Source organism: uncultured Erythrobacter sp. (assembly GCF_947499705.1).
Classification (GTDB): domain Bacteria; phylum Pseudomonadota; class Alphaproteobacteria; order Sphingomonadales; family Sphingomonadaceae; genus Erythrobacter.
On record NZ_CANMPJ010000002.1, the window covers coordinates 160,896 to 180,620 of the forward strand.

Here is a 19,725-nt window from a genome sequence, read left to right on the forward strand (position 1 = left end):
TAATCCGCTCCCCAACGGTTTCTCTCTCCGGCGGCGAGTATTTCAAAGAGTCGCCACCGTTGCAAGCGCCGTAACCATATCGCAACTTTGTTGCTTTGTTTGTTTGGACCTCAGGCGCCGGGCGCGGGCCATCCGGCCCGCTTGGCTTCCGCGCCATAAGGCGCGACGGCCAGTCGGCCTCTGACTACCGTGACCAAGAACCAAACGGTCGCGTAGCGGCCGCAAGGGGGGAGTCGAAGTCGAAGACGCAGACGTGCGAAGCACACCTGCAAGGCCGCCCGCAGCGGAGTCGAAGACGGCGCGGAGCGCCACCCGACCTTCAGGTCGCATGAGCGAGGATATCGCACCCCGGATGGGGTGCGGACCAAACAAGTAACCGCCCGGCGTTTGAGGGCAAAACGAACAATAAAGCAAAAATCCTGCCAATTGCGGCGTTCCCGCTCTTTCCTGTTAAGGTTGGGCTGCTAAAGCAGGGCAGATGGCTGAATCCGATCTCGTCCAAGACATTGCTGGCCAGTCTAGTGCCAGCGCCACTGTGCCGCTGCCCGATGGCGGGCTTGAAGTCATTTCGATTGCCAAGAGCTATGACAAGCGCGCGGTCCTTACCGACATCTCTCTGAGTGTCGCGAAAGGCGAGGTTCTTGGCCTGCTCGGCCCCAACGGCGCGGGCAAGACCACGTGCTTCTATTCGATCATGGGCCTGGTTCGTCCGGATTCGGGCCGCATCCTGATGGATGGCGAGGATGTGACCAAGCTGCCGATGTATCGCCGCGCGATCCTGGGGCTCGGCTATCTGCCGCAGGAAACCAGCATCTTTCGCGGCATGACTGTCGAACAGAACATTAACTGCGTACTCGAAATGGTTGAACCAGACGCGGATACGCGAGCCGCCGAATTGGAGCGCTTGCTCGGCGAATTCGGGCTCACCCGGCTGCGCGAAAGCCCGGCCATGGCGCTGTCGGGTGGTGAGCGCCGACGCTGCGAGATTGCACGCGCTCTGGCGGCGAAGCCCTCGATCATGCTGCTCGACGAACCGTTTGCCGGGATAGACCCGCTTTCGATCAGCGACATTCGCGATCTTGTGAAGGATCTGAAGGATCGCGGGATCGGGGTGCTGATCACCGATCACAACGTTCGCGAAACACTCGATATCGTCGATCGCGCCTGCATTATATATGGGGGTCAGGTGCTGTTCGCCGGGACGCCCGAGGCGCTGGTGGCGGACGAGAACGTCAAGCGGCTGTACCTTGGAGAGAGCTTCACGCTCTAGGATCGCACCGGATGGCGCTCGGACCCAGACTGGACCTTCGCCAATCGCAGTCATTGGTGATGACGCCGCAATTGCAGCAGGCGATCAAGCTGCTGGCGGCGTCCAATCTCGAAATCGAGACCTTTATTGGCGAAGCGCTGGAAACCAATCCGCTGCTGGAAGCGGGTGCGGCGCGTAGTGAGGACACGGGTACGCCTTCCGAGCCGGACGATATTCCGCGTGAGGAGTTTACGTCCGATCAGTTGATGTCGCAGGCGCAGGGGGAAAGCGAAGCGCCGACCGATCTCGACACCTCGGCGCTGGACCGCGACCGCGACACCGGCGATGGCGCAACCGGGGGCACCGATTGGGGAGCCAGCGCGGGCGGCGGCGCAATTAGCGGCGATGGCGAGTTCCCTGATATCGAAGCCACGCGAGCGGCCGAAGAAACCCTGACCGAACATCTCGACGCGCAAATCGGCGCGATCGCAACGAGCGAAAAGGAAGCGTTCGTCGCGCGTCATATCGTCGGCCTGCTCGACGATGCAGGCTATCTGCCGTTCGACTTGCGCGAAGTGGCCTACGATCTGGGCGTCGATATGGATCAGATGGAAGACGCGCTGACAGTTGTTCAGATGCTTGATCCAAGCGGGGTGGGTGCACGATCTCTTTCAGAATGCCTTGAGATCCAGGCGCGCGAGGCGGACCGCTACGATCCCTGCATGGCCAAGCTGATCGACAACCTCGAACTCCTGGCCAAAGGCGAGGTCGCGCGGCTCAAGCGCATGTGCAATGTCGATGACGAAGACTTCGCCGATATGCTGCACGAGTTGCGCAGTTTCGATCCGAAGCCCGGCCTCGCATTCGCACCGAGCAGCGACGATGCGGTGATCCCCGACGTCTTACTTAAGGACAATGGCGCAGGCGGCTGGGATATTTCGTTGAACGAAGACACGTTGCCGCGCCTCGTCGTGAACCGTAGCTATTACGTGGAATTGAGCGGCGGCTCAGCCAATAAGGAAACGCAGGGCTGGCTCAAGGAAAAGCTTGCCGATGCGCATTGGCTGATCCGCGCTCTCGATCAACGGCAGAAGACAATACTGAAAACGGCAGCCGAGATCGTTAAACAGCAGGACGGCTTCTTCCGGCGCGGCGTATCAGAACTGCGCCCGCTGACCTTGCGCGAAGTCGCGGAAGAGATCGAAATGCACGAAAGCACGGTCAGCCGGGTGACCAGCAACAAGTATCTCTCTTGCGAGCGCGGCACTTTCGAACTCAAATACTTCTTCTCCAGCGGGGTCGCGTCGAGCGACGGCGAAGGCGCATCGTCCGAAGCGATTAAGGCACGGATCAAGGCACTGACAGATGCCGAAGACCCCAAGAAGGTGCTGTCGGATCAGAAGCTGGTCGACCTGCTCAAGGAAGAAGGCTTCGACCTCGCGCGGCGCACAGTGGCAAAGTACCGCGAGGCCATCGGGATCGGCTCAAGCGCGCAAAGGCGGCGGGCGAAGAAATTGGAGAATCTTTGAGTCTTTGTTTTCCGCACGCCATCCGGCGTGCGAAATCCTCGCCCCTAACGGGGCTGCGGGCGCCCGGTCGGGCTTGCGGCCGCTGCGCGGCCGTGCTCCGCGACACCGTAGCTAGCTAGCGCTATTTCGACGCCGCAGGCGTCGCAAGCGCGACCGCGCGACGCGCCTTATGGCGCGGAAGCCAAGCGGGCCGGATGGCCCGCGCCCGGCGCTTGAGGGCGTAAGAATACCTGTGACATAAATGACTCGTAAAGATTTCTGCGAACCTCTTTACGGCGCGTTAACCTTTTCCGTTCAGATGTTGTGTGGTTAATGAAGGGCAACACCTCTTAGCGAGGGGTTACCGCACATATCTATCAGACTGGGGCAAAATTAGGGGACCAGCGATGCGAGTGCTTTTGATTGAGGATGAGCCGACAACGGCCAAGGCCATTGAGCTCATGCTCACCACTGAAGGATTCAATGTCTACTCGACCGATCTGGGCGAAGAAGGCCTCGATCTGGGCAAGCTGTATGATTACGATATCATCCTGCTCGACCTGAACTTGCCGGACATGCACGGCTATGACGTGCTTAAGAAACTGCGCGTCGCCAAGGTGCAGACGCCGGTCCTGATCCTTTCGGGCATTGCCGAAATGGACAGCAAGATTCGCTCGTTCGGCTTTGGTGCCGACGATTACGTGACCAAGCCTTTCCACCGCGAAGAGCTGGTTGCCCGCATTCACGCCGTGGTGCGCCGTTCGAAAGGCCACAGCCAGTCGATCATCCGCACCGGCAAGCTGGCCGTGAACCTCGATGCCAAGACCGTCGAAGTCGACAGCGCCCGGGTCCACCTGACCGGCAAGGAATACGCGATGCTTGAGCTGCTTTCGCTGCGCAAAGGCACCACGCTGACCAAGGAAATGTTCCTCAACCACCTGTATGGCGGGATGGATGAGCCGGAACTCAAGATTATCGACGTCTTCATCTGCAAGCTGCGCAAGAAGCTCAGCCACGCATGCGGCGGCGAGAACTACATCGAGACCGTCTGGGGCCGCGGCTATGTGCTGCGCGATCCGCAGGACGAAGCCGAAGCTGCTTGATTTTCTCTCGCGCAGTGCGGCTTACGCCGCCTGCTCCGAGGGGCGCGGCACAAGCCGCGGCGTGCGGTCGCACTTTGGGATCGCTAGCGATCCAACGATCAGAAATTCAGTAGAGTTCAGTCTTCTGTGAAAGAACGCCCGGGGCACCTACGCCTCGGGTGTTTTTCGTTGTGGCTAAGCTGCGCCTGACCCGGCTGGGGCTTCGCGTACATCCATGCCGCTTGGCTCTTGGAAAACACGCAGGCCAAATTCGGGCAATATCGCAATCAGGTGATCGAAGAGATCGGCCTGGATCGCTTCATACTCACCCCAAATCGTCGTGTTGGAAAAACAGTAGATCTCGATCGGCAGGCCCTGTGGTCCCGGGGGCAATTGCCTGACGAGCATTGTAAATTCATCGGTGCTGAGGCGCGCGTGCCATTTCAGATATGCGATGATGTAAGCGCGCAGCACACCGACATTGGTCAGCCGCCGCGCATTAACCGGCGAATCCTCGCCTGTAAGTTCGCGCGCATTCCACTCTGCGATTTCCTCTCGCTTGCCGGCGAGATGGTCCTTCAGCATCTTGAACTTCTTCAGTTCGAGGACCTCGTCATCGCTCAAAAATCTGATCGAGGTCTGATCGATCGACAGCGATCGCTTGATCCGTCTTCCGCCTGCCTCGGCCATTCCGCGCCAGTTGCGATAGGAATCCGACACCAGCCGGTGGGTCGGGATGTAGGTGATCGTCTTGTCGAAATTCTGCACTTTCACAGTGTGGAGCGAGATATCGATCACATCGCCATCTGCGTGCATGCTTGGCATTTCGATCCAGTCGCCAACGCGCAGCATATCGTTTGTGGTCAGCTGAACGCTGGCGACCAGCGACAGGATTGTGTCCTTGAACACCAGCAACAAAACCGCAGTGATCGCACCAAGGCCAGACAACAGCAGCAGCGGCGATTGCTCGATCAGCGCCGAGATCATGATGATCGCCGCGCCGCACAGGACGATGATCTTCACAACCTGCACGAAGCCCTTGATCGGACGGTTTCGCGATTCCGGGCGGCGCTCGTAAAGCTCGTTGGCGTAGGTAAGCGATTTGACGATTCCCATCGCAACCGACAGCACGATCAGCGCCTGCGCCACATTGGTGATGATTGTGGCCAGGTCCTCAGGCAGATTGGGAACCGCGACAATCCCGCGCGAGATGATCAGCAGCGGGGCAACCGTGGCTAGCCACGCTGCGGCTTTGTCGACTGTCTGCGTCTTTTGATCGAGCCATGGCTTGGCCGCGCGCAGGATCACATATTTGAGCACGTAGTTCACGGCGAGCGCCGCGGCGGCGAGCAATGCCAGCCCGATCAGCGATTGCACCCATGGCACTTGTTCGGCGAAGAAGCTTTGCAATTGTTCCATTGCCAAGCCGCCTAGCCGCAAGTCGGTTCGCGGCCAACCCCGCTCGCTGATGCAGCCCTGCACCGGACTAGACTAAGGTGAGTGCAAGTGAGATCATGGCACCCTGCGATCTGAAGGGCTTGCACCATGCCTATAGTACCGGAGTTTCTCGCCGGTCGGACCCCGCCCGACCTTTACCATGCCTATCTAGAACCGGCGTTTGAGCCTTGGGCGCACGCTTTGCTTGATAAGCTTGGGCCTGCGGGCCGAATGCTCGACCTCGCTTGCGGCACTGGTTTGCTTAGCCGAACTGCCGCGGCCCGCAACGAGGTGACTCGGATCGAGGCAGTCGATGTCGCGCCGCCCATGATCGACAAGGCACGGGCGTTTGGCAGCGCTGCGGCAGGCAAAACGACATTCACCGTTGCAGGCGCAGAGGCGCTGCCATTTGAAGACGGGGCCTTCGATTGCGCCGTGTGCCAACAGGGTCTGCAGTTCTTTCCGGACAAACTCGCCGCACTCCGTGAAGTCCGCCGTGTTCTCAAGCCCGGCGCGCGAGCGGCTTTCTCGACTTGGTGCTACGCAAAGGATGGCAATCCTGTGTTCGAAGCCTTCGAAGACATAATCGCCCGCGAGTTGGGCGACGATCTGGTCCCGTTTGGCCCCCTGTCGTTCGGCGACAAAGGCGAGATTGCAAGACTGGCAGACGAGGCAGGCTTCACAATAGTCTCGCTGGAGGCCGAGACGCGCATCTCGCCATTGCCCGATGCACGGACCTTCGTTCTGTTCGATCTCGCCTTTCTGGGCAGGCCAGCGCCAGATGGAACGCTCCAACCCATCCTCGATTTTGCCGATCCGGCGAACGATGCAGTGATCGAGTCAATCATCGGGCAGATGGAGGAGCAAACGGCGCAATTCCGGCTGGACGACGGCTCAATCCACGCACCGATGCGCGCGCATGTCTTGATCGCCGAAAGCTGACACGTGCTTGACCCTCTGGACAAGTCGGGTCCGGACACCGTAGCGGGCGCGCCATGAGCGCATTCAAAGAAGGCGATCCGACGACACTCAGCCGACTGTATGGTCGCAGCGTGGGCAAGCCCTTGCGCGCGCGCCAGCAAGGTCTGGTCGACAATCTTCTACCCAAAATCGCTGTGCCTGCCGACGGTCCGGTGACAGCAGAAGGTCTGTTCGGCGAGGATTGCCCGCTGCATTTCGAAATTGGCTTCGGCGGCGGAGAGCACCTCGCCTACCGCGCCGACCTGCTGCCCAATCACGGTTTCATCGGCGCCGAGCCGTATCTTAACGGGGTGGCCTCGGCGCTGACCCATATCGATGATCAGCGGCTCGCCAATGTCCGGTTGCAGCATGGCGATGCCTTGGAGGTGTTGTCGCGCGTGCCCGATGGCGCGCTGACGATGCTCTATCTGTTGCACCCCGACCCCTGGCCCAAGAACAAGCACGCCAAGCGGCGGATGATGAATGATGGCCCGGTGCAGATGTTCGCCGACAAACTGAAACCCGGTGGCGAATTCCGCTTCGGCACTGATCATGCGATCTACCTCCGCCATGCATTGATGGTGATGCAGCGCTTCACCGACGAGTTCGAATGGGTCGTCGAAGGGCCTGCAAGCTGGCAAAACCGCCCCAGCGGCTGGAGCGAGACCCGCTACGAAACGAAAGCGCGCGAGAAATTCGGCCACGAAGTCTGGTATTTTCGGTTTCGGCGCAAGGCATGACGCCAATCACGGCTCAGAACCAGGACGTGCCTCTAATGCAGCAGTAGCTTGAAGGAGGACGATATGGTTGATCGGCGCGGCTTTCTTGCCCTTTCCGCAGGGGCGATAGCACTGACGACGCCTGGCAGGGTTTTTGCGCAAAGCCGCAACGGCTTTTCAGGGGAACCGCTTACCAGGTGGCTATCCGACGGAATCAACATGAACCTGCGCGAAGACTTCAGCTATCGCGATCCCCAAGGGCTATTGTGGCGAGTGCGGGCTCCCTACACAACTGATGGTGCTTCGATACCGCGCTTTCTTTGGCGTGTTGCGGGTAGCCCTTTTGTCGGGCTGCACCGCGACGCGGCGATAATCCATGATGCTTTTTGCGATACGATGAGCAGATCGTGGCAGGCAACGCACCGGGTGTTCTACGACGCGATGCGAGCGCGGGGGATGGGCGAAACCGAAGCCAAGATCAAATACCTCGCAGTGCAAGAAGGCGGTCCTCGCTGGAATTCAACCCACCGCTGGACGGGCCGCTTTGGCTTGTTCAAACGCCCTCGGTCGCAATCGAAATCGTTCTTTGTTTTGCGTGATCCCAAAGTGGCCTTGTCTGACCGCATCGTCGAAAGACGGTTTGAGGAGTACCAGTCCACTGAGCACGAACAAGCTAGCAAGCTGATTGCTGCCGAGAACCCATCGCTGGATGAAATCGACAATCTCACACCGTTGACCGATTTCGACGTCAACAGCGAGGTGGCGAATGCTCAGAATATCGTCGACCAGATGACGTCCGAGAATCCCGAGGGGCAGCTGCTTGTTCCGCCCGAATTCCTAAATGCGCCCGAAGCCGTCACACCCGAAATGATCGAGGAGGCAGCTGCGATGCAGTCCATCCCCCGGTAGATCTGAATCGCCACCGCATTTAGAATTTGCATCGGTCTTTCGGCTTCGGCAGTCTTCCCGAACGCATTGGGGGACATTTCATGGCATCACGGCGACAATTTCTGGGCGGATTGGTCGTAGCGACTGGCGCGCTTGCGGCGTGCAAAGAGATCGCGCCGGGTGAAGGCAGCGGGGAGCGCACCGCAAATCCCGATGCCACTGCACTGGACGCGGAAGCACTCGAAGACGCTCTTGTAGGCAGTTCCTATCTCGGCACCGGCGGCGGAGGCGGTCTGGAAGAGGCACGGGAATTGATCGCGAAAGACCTTGCCGCCGGCCTCACTTTCTCGATGGTTCCCGTCACCGCGCTTTCTGATACGGACCGGGTTGCCTGCCCCTATGGCCTCGCCAGCCTCGCAGACACATCGGAAGAAATGCAGGCACGGCTCGACGCCATCGAGAACCGGGTCGAAGTTCCCGTGCAGGCAGCATTTGAAGCACTCGAAAAGCATGTCGGCCAGAAATTTGCGGGCGTGATCATGGGCGAGATTGGCCCGCTCAGTCTGGCAGAAGGTCTTGCGACTGCCGCACGGCTTGGCGTGCCGGCACTCGATGCCGACACGGTCGGGCGCGCCGTGCCGGAGATCAATCAGCACTCGGTCAAAGTCGCAGGCATTCCGCTCACTCCGATTGGCGCTGCGACACCGTTTGGTGATGAGATGATTGTCGGGACATTGGGCGATCCAACCCGCGCCGAAGATATCCTGCGCAGCATCGCCGTGGTCAGCCGCGAATGCGGCGTCACCGATAGCCCGATCACCGGCGCGCAGGCCAAGCAGGAAGGTACACTGGTCACCGGCAGCCTCACTCTCGCCCGCAATATCGGCGCAGCAGTGCGCGAAGCCAAAGCGGCGGGTTCGGACCCGATCGAAGCGGCACGCGTGGCTGGCGATGGCTATCTGCTGTTCACCGGCACGGTCGCGAGCACCGAATGGAAGGACGAAGACGGCTTCCTCCAAGGCAAGGTCACGCTGTCGGGCACTGGAGATTTCGCAGGCCAATCGTTCGAAACCGATGTGAAGAACGAACACCTGGTCGCCCGCCGCGATGGCGCAGTGATAGCGACTTGCCCTGATCTTATCTCGATCATCGACCTCGAAAGTGCCGATGGAATCGTCAATCCCGGATATGAGAACGGACAGTCAGTGGCAGTCTTAGGGTTCCGCAGCGATCCGATCTGGCGCAGCGAAGCGGGTCTGGCAGTCTTCAGCCCGCGCTATTTCGGCTACGTTCTGGACTATGTGCCGATTGAGGAATTGCTTGGCTAACTAACCGATGAAGAAGCGCATCGTCAGCTTGTGCGTCGACGCAGCCTTTTTGTTTGGCGCGATCATCGTTTTCGCCGCCGCTTCATCTTTTGATGTCTTTGGTAACTTCTTTTCCGCACTGGCAGCAATCATCGCGATGAGTTTCGTCGCAACGACCGTTCACGAGATTGGCCATGCCTGGATGGCTAAGAAGCGAGGCGCTGAGGTCGAGATGATTGCAGTGTTTCCATTTGGCTATTCACCTCGAACTAGAACACTCGCCCTTATGGGAAGATCTGGCGGAGGTGACATAGCAGGCTTCGTAGAGCATTCGTTCCCAGACGATTGCGGGACACGCAAGGATGAAATGGCAATTGCAGCCGCTGGCCCGGGTGCTGAATTCGTGTTTGCTGCCGTGTTGATACTCTCCATAAGTGTAGCACCTTTGCCATCTGACAACGGCCAACTAGAGCATCCTCGGACAGAACTTATCAGCCCGTTGGTCGAGCGCCCACCGCCCAAATCAACGACAACGGCGCCATTACCAAGCGAAACGGAGATCAAGAGATTCCTCGAAGATCAAAGAACGCGTCAGTCTGAAGAATTCTGGCACGATCTTGGGCATGCTCTCGTGCGACTTCTGATCGTTATCTCGGTCGTATCCGGGGTGCTAAACCTAATGCCCTTTCGTGGAAGCGACGGGTCGATTATTCTCCAGCACTTGCGCTGGAAATAGACTAGCCCACAACCCCGGCGCTCGCCAACACCGCCAGCGTCAGCACGTCTGGCGCTATCGCTGTCATCGGCACGATTTGAACAGGCTTCTCCATCCCGATAAGCATCGGGCCAATCGTCGCGTTGCCGCCGAGTTCGCGCAGGATCTTGGCGGAGAGGTTTGCCGATTGCAGACCCGGCATAATCAACACGTTTGCAGGCGCAGACAGGCGGCTGAAGGGATAAAGCTCCATCACCTTTTCATTGAGCGCAGCATCGGGGGCCATTTCGCCTTCATACTCGAAGCCCGGGTCCTCGCGGTCGAGGATGGCAACTGCTTCGCGGATGTTGGCGAGCCATTGGCCAGAAGGGTTTCCGAACGTCGAATAGGACAGAAACGCAACGCGCGGTTCATGACCCATGCGGCGCGCGACCGCTGCGGTTTCTTTCGCGATATGGGCAAGTTCATCAGCGCTCGGACGCTCATTGATGGTTGTGTCGGCTAGGAAGGTTGTGTGGTTCTTGCCGATCATCATGTGGATGCCGAACGGCAGGGCGTCGGGCTTCTTGTCGATAACGAGGTTCACCTCGCGCACGCTCTGCGCAAAGGTGCGGGTCATGCCAGTGATGAGACCATCGCCGTGCCCAAGCGCGACCAGTAGCGCCGCGAACACGTTGCGCTCCTGATTGACCATGCGGCGCACGTCGCGCTCGGTATAGCCCCGGCGTTGGAGCCGCTTGTAGAGATAGTCGACCATTGCGGGGACATGCTCGCTATCGGCGGAGTTCTGGATTTCGAAACTGCCGGGATCGGACACGGAAAGCTGATGCAGCTTGTCGACCACCGCTTTGGTGCGGCCGACCAGGATCGGAGTGCCATATCCGAAATCGCGGAACTGGATCGCGGCGCGCAGCACCACTTCTTCTTCCGCTTCGGCGAACACCATCCGCTTTGGGTTGTTCTTTGCGTCTTCATAGACCCCGGTCAGCACCGATGTCGTCGGGTTGAGTCGCGATTTCAGCGCGTGGGCATATTGGTCGAAATCTTCGATGCGGGACTGCGCGACGCCCGAATCCATGGCCGCCTTGGCCACTGCCGAAGAGACGACTTCGATCAGGCGCGGGTCGAACGGAGCCGGGATGATATAGTCAGTGCCAAATTTCTGGTTCTTGCCATAAGCGCTCGCCACTTCTTCGGGCACACTTTTGCGCGCGAGTTCGGCGATTGCAGTCGCGGCGGCGATCTTCATCTCTTCATTGATCGTGGTCGCCTGCACATCGAGCGCGCCGCGGAAAATGAACGGGAAGCCAAGCACATTGTTGACCTGATTGGGGAAGTCGCTGCGCCCTGTGGCGATAATCGCATCGGGACGTACCGCTTTGGCCTCGTCAGGCATGATTTCCGGCGTCGGGTTGGCCATCGCAAAGATGATCGGCTTGTCCGCCATCTTCTCCACCCATTCGGGCTTCAGCGCACCAGCGGCAGACAAGCCGAGGAAGATGTCGGCGCCGACCAGTGCCTCTTCCAGATTGGTCGCATCGGTGGCGACAGCGTGGGCGCTCTTCCACTGATCGACCTTGTCGCGGCCCGGCGTGATTGTGCCGGTGCGGTCGCAGACGATCACGTTTTCGTGCGGGACACCCATCGCCTTGATCAGCGCGGTGCAGGCAAGCGCCGAAGCCCCTGCCCCGTTCACCACCATACGGACGTCTTTAAGATCGCGCCCAGTCAGATGGCAGGCGTTGATCAGGCCAGCCGCCGCGATGATCGCGGTGCCATGCTGATCGTCATGCATCACTGGAATCTTCATCCGCTCGCGCAAGGCCTGCTCGATGATGAAGCATTCGGGCGCCTTGATGTCTTCAAGGTTGATCCCGCCAAAGCTCGGCTCCATCAATGCAACAGCGTTGATGAAGGCTTCGGGGTCTTCGGTGGCAAGCTCGATATCAATCGAGTCGACATCGGCGAAGCGCTTGAACAGCACCGCCTTGCCTTCCATCACCGGCTTCGAAGCCAGCGCACCGAGATTGCCGAGACCAAGGATCGCAGTACCGTTGGAAATCACCGCAACCATGTTTGATCGCGCGGTGTAGCGCGCCGCCAGTGCGGGGTCCTGCGCGATCGCTTCCACCGGAGCCGCCACGCCGGGCGAATAGGCGAGGCTCAGGTCGCGCTGCGACGTCATCGGCTTGGTCGCAACAACCTCCAGCTTACCCGGACGGATAGTCTCATGGTAAAACAGCGCTTCGCGTGTGGTGAATGACGGTGTGCGGTCTTCGGCCATAAGCCCCTCTGAAAATGTCGCGAGTTAATGAGCGCTTAGCCCGGTCGGATTGCAAGCGATAGGGGAAAGCGTGATCCAGACCGTTCCGAATCGGACGGGTGCTGTCTAGGCCGGTGTGATGGCCGGAAAAGTCACCCCGATGATGGAGCAGTACCTCGCGCTGAAGCACGAGGCCGAAGGCTCATTGCTGTTCTACCGGATGGGCGATTTCTTCGAGCTGTTCTTTGACGATGCAAAGGTTGCATCGGAAATACTCGATATCGCATTGACCAGTCGCGGCGAACATGCCGGGGAACCTGTGGCGATGTGCGGCGTGCCGGTACATTCTGCCGAAGGGTACCTGGCCCGGCTGATCAAAGCTGGATGCCGGGTAGCGATTGCCGAGCAGGTCGAAACACCGGACGAAGCAAAGGTCCGCGCAAAGAAAGAAGGCTGGCCTTCGTCAAAAGCGCTCGTCAAACGCGAGATCGTCCGCTTCGTTACCGCTGGAACCCTGACCGAAGAAGCGCTGCTGGAGCCGCGCCGCGCCAACATGTTGGTGGCTTTAGCAGAAATTCGCGGAATTATCGGGATCGCGAGCTGCGACATTTCGACGGGCACGATGGTGCTGGAGCAATGCAGCCCCGCCATGCTGGGAGCGGAATTGGCACGACTCGGCGCGATCGAAGTTGTGGCACCGGATGGCTGGACGCATGGTCCTGATGAACCGACGCTTCATTCCCCCGGCACGTTCACAAGCGATGAAGGCGAGGCCAGGCTCAAACGGTTGCACGATGTTGCGACCCTGGATGGATTCGGTGCCTTTTCGCGCGCCATGCTGGCCGCTGCTGGCGGATTGATCGGTTATCTGGAGCATGTCGGGCGCGGGGCTTTGCCATTGCTACTTCCGCCTGTCCTGCGCGCTGAGAAAGCCGGGATGGCAATGGACGAGGCGACCCGGGCCAGTCTGGAAATTCTTGAAAGCCAGCAAGGCGCGCGCTCGGGCAGCCTGATAGCCACTCTGGATCGCTGCTCTACCGGTGCGGGGTCGAGGCTGCTGGCTCTGGATCTTTCGGCTCCGCTGCTGGACAGAGAGATTATTGAAGGCCGACTGGCATTGGTTCAGTTCTGGCGTGATCGCCCGATCGAACGTGCCCAGCTTCGCGATGTCCTGCGCGCTCTACCCGATATCGGCCGTGCTCTGGGACGGCTGGTTGCCGGCAGAGGAAGTCCGCGCGATCTCGGGCAGGTGCGCGATGGTCTGCGTGAAGCCCGGCGAATCCATGATTGGTTGTCGGCCGAGGCTGACCGCCCAACCATGCTCGATGAACTGTTGCCGAGCCTGACGGGGCATGGCGCGCTGACCGACCTGCTCGAACGCGCTTTGGTGGTTGCGCCGCCAACCGAGCGTTCCAACGGAGGCTACATCGCCGAAGGGTATGATGCGAGCCTGGACGAGTTGCGCGAAATCTCCGGAAGCGCGAGGCGAGCGATCGCCGCTATGGAAGCGCGCTACCGGGACGAAACCGACACTGCCTCGCTCAAGATCAAGCACAACGGTGTGCTCGGCTATTTCATCGAAGTCCCAAGCCGCCATGCCGACAAGTTCATGGCGGCTGACAGCGGCTTCACGCACCGCCAGACGATGAAAGGCGCAGTGCGGTTCAATTCGCTGGCCCTGCACGAGGAAGCCTCGCGGATTTCCGAAGCGGGCGGGCGGGCGCTTGCTGCAGAAGAAGCTCACTTTGAAGAGCTTGTCGCTGCAGTCAGCGGTGAACGCGAACACATCGCCGGAACAGCCGCCGCACTGGCGCGGATCGACGTGAGTGCCGGCAATGCCGAACGGGCGAATGAAGGAGACTGGTGCCGCCCTGAAATCACAGACGATGCTGGCCTTGCAATCACAAGCGGCAGGCATCCCGTTGTCGAGGCAGCGCTCGTAAAAACGGGCGAACGATTTGTCGCCAACAATTGTTCGCTCGCTGCAGACGATCGGCTGTGGTTGATCGGCGGACCGAACATGGGCGGTAAATCCACATTTCTACGCCAGAACGCGCTTATCGTACTGATGGCGCAGGCCGGGTGCTATGTCCCAGCCAATTCCGCCCGAATTGGGCTCGTAGATCGTCTGTTCAGCCGGGTTGGCGCATCGGACAATCTCGCACGCGGCCGCTCGACCTTCATGGTAGAGATGGTCGAAACCGCTGCGATCCTGGCACAAGCGACAGAGCGCAGCTTTGTAATCCTTGACGAGGTGGGCCGCGGCACGTCGACTTATGATGGGCTCGCACTCGCATGGGCCGTGGTTGAATCGGTCCACTCCACAATCGCGTGCCGCTGCCTGTTCGCAACGCATTATCACGAACTCGCACGGCTCGGTGAGACTTGCGAAGCTCTCTCGCTCCACCATGTCCGAGCGCGCGAATGGAAAGGTGATCTCGTGCTGCTGCACGAGCTTGCGGAAGGACCAGCCGACCGCAGCTATGGCCTCGCGGTGGCGAAGCTCGCAGGCGTTCCGAAGCCTGTCGTCGAACGCGCACGGCAGGTGCTCTCGAAACTCGAAGAGGCGCGCTCAGAAACCGGCGGAATCGCCGCTGGCCTGGGCGATCTGCCGCTATTTGCCGCGAGCGTGGCCGCTCCTGACGAAACCGCCGAAGACGCACTCGCCAACCGCCTGCGCGACACCGATGTGGATGCGCTGTCCCCTCGGGAGGCGCTCGATCTGCTTTACGATCTTAAACGCGAGCTGATCTCTACCAATCCTTAACCGTAGCCGCGCTATGGCGGTGCCCATGTCGAGGATATTGTTCGAAAACAGCAAATTTGCGCTTGGCTTCGCCGCCGTCACGATTGTTGGCGCCGGGCTGCTTATGGGCACCGACAATTCGCTGAGCGGCGTTGAAGTCGAAGGCGAAAGCGAGCCTGCTCCCAGTCAGCAAGTCGCTGCCAACACACAGCAAGACGCTCCACCGGCGCCGCTGGCAGAACAGCCTGTGATCGCCGATTGGGCCTCAGACGAAGAACTGATCGATACGGCTGAAGGGTTCGATCCGACCCCTAATGAGCCGGTTGAAATCTTCGATAGCCCGGCTCCAAGTGCAGAAGGCGATTCTTCAAACCAGCGATCTGCCCCAAGCGCCGGGCCAAAGCCTAACGTTGCCAATCGGCCCGGCCCAGCGCCATCGACGCCGAAAACGGCCCGTCGCAACCGCGCTCTCGACGTCAAGTAGACGTCAGCCGCGTTATCGAGTCGGGACCGGCGCTTCGCCCGAATAATCGTAGAAGCCGCGTCCGGTCTTGCGGCCGAGCCAGCCCGCTTCGACATATTTCACCAGCAGGGGCGCAGGGCGATACTTGCTGTCGCGCGTGGTCTTGTAGAGCACCTTGATAATGTCGAGGCACGTATCGAGGCCCACAAAATCAGCGAGTTGCAACGGCCCCATCGGGTGATTGAGACCGAGGCGGCAGCCCTTGTCGATGTCCTCGATCCCGGCGGTTGACTGGCCGAGCACAAACACTGCTTCGTTGATCATCGGCAGCAGAATGCGGTTGACGACGAACCCTGGCTCGTCCTGGCTGAGCACGACTTCCTTGCCCAAACCTTCGGCGAATGTCGTGACGCGGTCGGTAGTGACCTGCGCGGTTGCGAGGCCGGGAATAACTTCGATCAGGCCCATAACTGGCACCGGGTTGAAGAAGTGCAGACCGATGAAACGCGCCGGATCGGGTGAGTGGTTTGCCATCCGGGTGATCGGGATTGAGCTGGTGTTGCTCGCCATCACTGCCATGTCGGACAGGACTTTGCCTGCCGCTTCGAAAATTATCTGTTTGACTTCTTCGCGCTCGGTCGCCGCTTCGATGATCAGGTCGGCGGCTTCCATGGGCGCGTAGTCGGCAACCGGGGTGATCCTGGCCAGTACGCCTTCGGCTTCATCAGCCTCCAGCTTGCCCCGCCCTACCAGCTTGACGAGGGCCTTCTCAATCTTGCCCTTCCCGCCCTCGGCGGTGGCCAGATCGATATCCGACAGCATCACCTGCATGCCGTGCTGTGCAACCGTTTGAGCGATGCCCGTCCCCATCTGTCCGGCACCGATCACAGCAATATTCCGCATGGCAACAATCCCTTCGCAAGTGCAGCAAAGGGCCTGTTAGCGGGGCAGTCTGGGGTTGGCTAGCGATTAGCGACTAGCGGTTGGCGCCGGGCACCCATTTCACGTCCGCTTTGCCGTCATCGTTCAGCACGCGGCCGAGGACGAACAGTAAATCTGACAGCCGGTTGATATAAGCCAGAGCCGCCGGGTTCACCGAAGTCTCGCCTGTCAGTTCCGTCATTGCCCGCTCCGATGCGCGAGTGGCCGCACGGGCGACATGGACGCGCGCTGCCGCTTCACTGCCGCCCGGCAGGACGAAGCTGGTGAGCGGTTCGAGCCGTTCGTTGAGCGCATCGATCTGCGTCTCAATCCAATCGGGCTGGCTAGGCACGATCCGCAGAACCATCTCCGAGGGCGTGAAATCACCGTCTTCACTCGGCGTCGCAAGGTCAGCGCCGAGATCGAACAGGTCGTTCTGCACGCGGGTCAGCATCGCGCGGTGCGCCTCATCGTCGATCCCGCTGATGGCAAACCCGATCGCGCTGTTGGTTTCATCAACCATTCCGATCGCGGCAATCCGAGCCGAGTGCTTCGCGGTGCGCGAGCCGTCGACCAGACCTGTCGTGCCATCATCACCCGTGCGGGTGTAAATCTTGTTCAGCTTTACCATGCCGCGATCTCTCAGCGTGCCACGAGCATGATAATCACGACCACCGCAATCGCGGCTGCCTGATACTTGATGCGCGCGAACATCGCCTTGTTCTGGGCGAGTTGCATGTCGGTCGCGGTTTCACCCTCGCCCGTTTCCAGATCGATTTTCGTCGTCTGGAGGAATGCGATCACCCCGCGAACGAGCGAAACAAGGACCATGATGCAAAGGATCACGAGGACGGCGCCGAGAAAATAATTGACCATGGACCCTAAATGGACCCTGCGCCGCTAAGTTCCAACCGGCAATTCCTGCAATCGCAATTGCTCGGCAAGCATCAGCCCGTCTTCACCCGCTATTCTCCGATCTGCCAAGGACGGTGAGCCGCGCCGTTTCGCGAGCTTTTCGCCATTCTCGTCGAGCAAGAGCCGGTGATGGTGCCAGCGCGGAACGGGAAGCTTCAGAAGTTCCTGTAGCAGGCGGTGGACATGGGACGAGGCGAACAGATCCTCTCCGCGCGTCACCAAAGTGACCCCATCGGCGGCATCGTCCAGAGTTGCGGCAAGGTGGTAGCTTGCGGGCAATTCTTTGCGCACAATCACGACATCGCCAAACTCACGCGGGTCCGCGATTACGCTGCCGGCGATTTCATCGGTCCAGATGATTTCGCCCACCCGCTCCATTGCAGAATCGATATCAAGCCGCAGCGCAGCAGGCTTTCCCGGATCATGGGGCCTGTCGCGGCATGAGCCAGGGTAAACAAGGCCATCGGCACCTCGCCTTGGCTCGATCGCTTCGATCTCCTTGCGAGTGCAAGTGCAGCTGTAAACAAGCCCAGCTTGAACCAGTTGCTCTGCTGCCGCTTCATAGCTTGCCAGCCGGGTCGATTGCGCGGGAACTTCTTCCCACTCCAAACCCAGCCATTCGAGATCGCGGCGAAACTCATCGGCGAGCTCGGGCCGCGACCTTGGCCCGTCAATATCCTCGATCCTCAGCAGGAACCGCCCGCCCGCCGCCTTCGCCAGATCATGCGCAACTATCGCCGAAAAAGCGTGGCCCAGATGCAGGTGGCCATTGGGGCTCGGGGCAAAACGCGTAACAGTCTGCACGCCGCCCCAATGCCATACGCAATCGCATTGCGCTATCCACACACCATCAACAGCCTGTCCCTGTGGATATTCGCACTGTCACGGCTTTGACTCTGATTTCTGCCACGCCATGTTGCAGTCAATCAGGGAGGAACGCGCACCGTGTTCAAAGCCGAACTGATCGAAAAGGCTGCACAATTCCGCAGCGCCACCGAGGATCCGACTCGGAACCTGTCGTCCTGCCCCGCGCTTGTGCTCAACGCGGACTACACTCCTTTGTCCTATTATCCGCTGAGCCTGTGGCCGTGGCAAACCGCGATAAAGGCGGTGTTCCTGGACCGGGTAGATATCGTCGCGAGCTATGACCGCGAAGTGCACTCGCCCAGCCTCGATATGAAGATTCCCAGCGTCATCGCGCTGCGGCAATATGTGAAGCAGAGCGAGTTTCCAGCCTTCACACGCTTCAACGTGTTCCTGCGCGACAAGTTCGAATGCCAATATTGCGGCAATCGCGACCATTTGACCTTCGACCACGTGATCCCGCGCCGTTTGGGTGGGAAGACCACATGGGAGAACATCATCACCGCCTGCGCGCCCTGCAATATGAAGAAAGGCGGCCGCACGCCGAAACAGGCGCATATGCCGGTTCAGATGAAGCCAATCCGGCCAACCAGCTGGCAGCTTCAACAGCAGGGCAAGCAGTTCCCGCCGAACTACCTGCACGAAACGTGGCGCGATTGGCTGTATTGGGACATCGAGCTGGAGGCGTGACGCGGGCCGTATTTTCCTCAGCTCTCGCGGCTTTGTCATTGGTCGCGATCAGTCCGGCTGTGCGAGCACAAGAACAAGCCCAGGAGGACCCAAAGGAGTATCTGGAGAGCGCTTTCGAGCTTCTCGAATCCTATCACATTAATCGCAACGAAGCCGATTGGGCCGCCTTGCGCGATGCCGCGCGGGCGCTGACGGCTCAGGCGCATTCCCCTGCCGATACCCATGCGGCGCTGCGTGCGGTGATCGTGGCGCTGGATGAAAAGCACAGTTATCTGGTTCCACCGCGCAAGCCCAGAAAGACCATTTCTGCCGCCACCAACGCAAAGCCGCCGCTTCCACCGATGCCGGAAGGGAAACGGCTTGAAGGGGAGATCGGCTATGTTGCCATACCTTCGCTCACAACCGTTCAAGGCCGCGAGCAGGTGGGTGTGCAGTACCGCGATACTCTGCAATCGCTGCTGAAAGACCTCGACAAGAACGCCTCTTGCGGGTGGATCATCGATCTACGGAAGAACTTCGGCGGAAATATGTGGCCAATGCTGAACGGCCTTGATCCGCTGCTTGGAGACGGCCCATTCGGGTACTTTGTCGGACTGGAAGAAAAGTCCGCATGGGTCAGAACCTTTCAAGGTATCAGCGCGAGCACGGCAAATGCCAAAAGCGAGCCAAGCCCGTCATTCAAGCTCCAGAATTCGAGCCGCCCCATCGCCGTCCTGATTGGCGAACAGACCACCAGTTCCGGCGAGATGGTGGCCATCGCTCTGATCGGCCTGACAAACTCAAAGAGCTTCGGAAAACCGTCGGCCAATTTCACAACGGCTGTTCGTCCCTTTCCGCTGAGTGATGGGGCGGTCCTCGGCATCACTTCCAGCCAGGTTGCATTCGCCTCTGGGGAATTGGTCAAAGGTGCGATAGAACCGGACGTTCTCGTTGAAGACGAAGCACAGGAAGAAGCCGCAGGATGGCTCGAAGAACAATGCAGGACTACCCGCGCCTAG

Annotated in this window: 18 protein-coding genes; 12 read left to right on the forward strand and 6 right to left on the reverse strand. The window is 59.8% G+C overall.

The window, feature by feature from the left end:
• Positions 1-478 precede the first annotated feature (478 nt).
• From lptB to ctrA, 3 genes are all read left to right on the forward strand, one after another.
• Entirely contained in the window at positions 479-1,270 is a 792-nt protein-coding gene (gene lptB, locus Q0837_RS13540) for an LPS export ABC transporter ATP-binding protein (RefSeq protein ID WP_298470233.1), read from the forward strand.
• A gap of 11 nt (positions 1,271-1,281) precedes the next feature.
• Entirely contained in the window at positions 1,282-2,778 is a 1,497-nt protein-coding gene (rpoN, locus tag Q0837_RS13545; protein ID WP_298470235.1) for an RNA polymerase factor sigma-54, read from the forward strand.
• A 386-nt stretch (positions 2,779-3,164) separates the two neighbouring features.
• Positions 3,165-3,860, forward strand: a complete 696-nt coding sequence (gene ctrA / locus Q0837_RS13550) for a response regulator transcription factor CtrA (RefSeq protein WP_067600795.1) — start codon at positions 3,165-3,167, stop codon at positions 3,858-3,860.
• A gap of 174 nt (positions 3,861-4,034) precedes the next feature.
• Here the strand turns inward: ctrA and Q0837_RS13555 are convergent, their stop codons facing one another.
• The gene (locus Q0837_RS13555; protein WP_298470237.1) at positions 4,035-5,258 is read right to left on the reverse strand and encodes a mechanosensitive ion channel family protein; all 1,224 of its coding nucleotides are present in this window, start codon (positions 5,256-5,258) and stop codon (positions 4,035-4,037) included.
• Positions 5,259-5,384: 126 nt separating this feature from the next.
• On the opposite strand from Q0837_RS13555, the gene Q0837_RS13560 reads away from it, so the two are divergent.
• The 5 genes from Q0837_RS13560 (at position 5,385) to Q0837_RS13580 (ending at position 9,886) form a co-directional block, all read left to right on the forward strand.
• Positions 5,385-6,218, forward strand: a complete 834-nt coding sequence (locus Q0837_RS13560) for a class I SAM-dependent methyltransferase (protein ID WP_298470239.1) — start codon at positions 5,385-5,387, stop codon at positions 6,216-6,218.
• 53 nt (positions 6,219-6,271) lie between these two features.
• On the forward strand, positions 6,272-6,976 hold the full coding sequence (locus tag Q0837_RS13565; protein ID WP_298470240.1) for a tRNA (guanosine(46)-N(7))-methyltransferase TrmB: 705 nt from the start codon (positions 6,272-6,274) through the stop codon (positions 6,974-6,976).
• 63 nt (positions 6,977-7,039) lie between these two features.
• Positions 7,040-7,864 carry a DUF1353 domain-containing protein gene (locus tag Q0837_RS13570; protein WP_298470242.1) on the forward strand — a complete coding sequence of 275 codons (825 nt, stop codon included), beginning with the start codon at positions 7,040-7,042 and terminating at the stop codon, positions 7,862-7,864.
• A gap of 80 nt (positions 7,865-7,944) precedes the next feature.
• Entirely contained in the window at positions 7,945-9,171 is a 1,227-nt protein-coding gene (locus Q0837_RS13575; protein ID WP_298470244.1) for a DUF917 domain-containing protein, read from the forward strand.
• Between the two features lie 7 nt (positions 9,172-9,178).
• Positions 9,179-9,886: a M50 family metallopeptidase gene (locus tag Q0837_RS13580; protein ID WP_298470246.1), complete on the forward strand. Its 708-nt coding sequence runs from the start codon at positions 9,179-9,181 to the stop codon at positions 9,884-9,886.
• Between the two features lies 1 nt (position 9,887).
• On the opposite strand, the gene Q0837_RS13585 is transcribed toward Q0837_RS13580, so the two are convergent.
• Positions 9,888-12,149 (reverse strand): NADP-dependent malic enzyme, encoded by a 2,262-nt coding sequence (locus Q0837_RS13585; protein ID WP_298470248.1) that lies wholly within the window; start codon positions 12,147-12,149, stop codon positions 9,888-9,890.
• Positions 12,150-12,267: 118 nt separating this feature from the next.
• On the opposite strand from Q0837_RS13585, the gene mutS reads away from it, so the two are divergent.
• Together mutS and Q0837_RS13595 are read left to right on the forward strand one after the other, a co-directional pair.
• Entirely contained in the window at positions 12,268-14,895 is a 2,628-nt protein-coding gene (mutS, locus tag Q0837_RS13590) for a DNA mismatch repair protein MutS (RefSeq protein ID WP_298470250.1), read from the forward strand.
• Positions 14,896-14,920: 25 nt separating this feature from the next.
• On the forward strand, positions 14,921-15,358 hold the full coding sequence (locus tag Q0837_RS13595) for a hypothetical protein (protein ID WP_298470252.1): 438 nt from the start codon (positions 14,921-14,923) through the stop codon (positions 15,356-15,358).
• A gap of 12 nt (positions 15,359-15,370) precedes the next feature.
• Here the strand turns inward: Q0837_RS13595 and Q0837_RS13600 are convergent, their stop codons facing one another.
• The 4 genes from Q0837_RS13600 to gluQRS form a co-directional block, all read right to left on the reverse strand.
• A complete protein-coding gene (locus tag Q0837_RS13600; protein WP_298470254.1) occupies positions 15,371-16,240 on the reverse strand; it encodes a 3-hydroxyacyl-CoA dehydrogenase NAD-binding domain-containing protein in 870 nt (289 codons plus the stop codon).
• 73 nt (positions 16,241-16,313) lie between these two features.
• A complete protein-coding gene (locus Q0837_RS13605; protein ID WP_298470256.1) occupies positions 16,314-16,889 on the reverse strand; it encodes a cob(I)yrinic acid a,c-diamide adenosyltransferase in 576 nt (191 codons plus the stop codon).
• 11 nt (positions 16,890-16,900) lie between these two features.
• Positions 16,901-17,134, reverse strand: coding sequence for a hypothetical protein (locus Q0837_RS13610; RefSeq protein ID WP_298470258.1), 234 nt, complete (start codon positions 17,132-17,134; stop codon positions 16,901-16,903).
• Positions 17,135-17,158: 24 nt separating this feature from the next.
• Entirely contained in the window at positions 17,159-17,977 is an 819-nt protein-coding gene (gluQRS, locus tag Q0837_RS13615) for a tRNA glutamyl-Q(34) synthetase GluQRS (protein WP_298470259.1), read from the reverse strand.
• A gap of 141 nt (positions 17,978-18,118) precedes the next feature.
• On the opposite strand from gluQRS, the gene Q0837_RS13620 reads away from it, so the two are divergent.
• Both Q0837_RS13620 and Q0837_RS13625 read left to right on the forward strand, forming a co-directional pair.
• Positions 18,119-18,727, forward strand: coding sequence for an HNH endonuclease (locus Q0837_RS13620; RefSeq protein WP_298470260.1), 609 nt, complete (start codon positions 18,119-18,121; stop codon positions 18,725-18,727).
• 59 nt (positions 18,728-18,786) lie between these two features.
• Positions 18,787-19,725: a S41 family peptidase gene (locus tag Q0837_RS13625; RefSeq protein WP_298470262.1), complete on the forward strand. Its 939-nt coding sequence runs from the start codon at positions 18,787-18,789 to the stop codon at positions 19,723-19,725.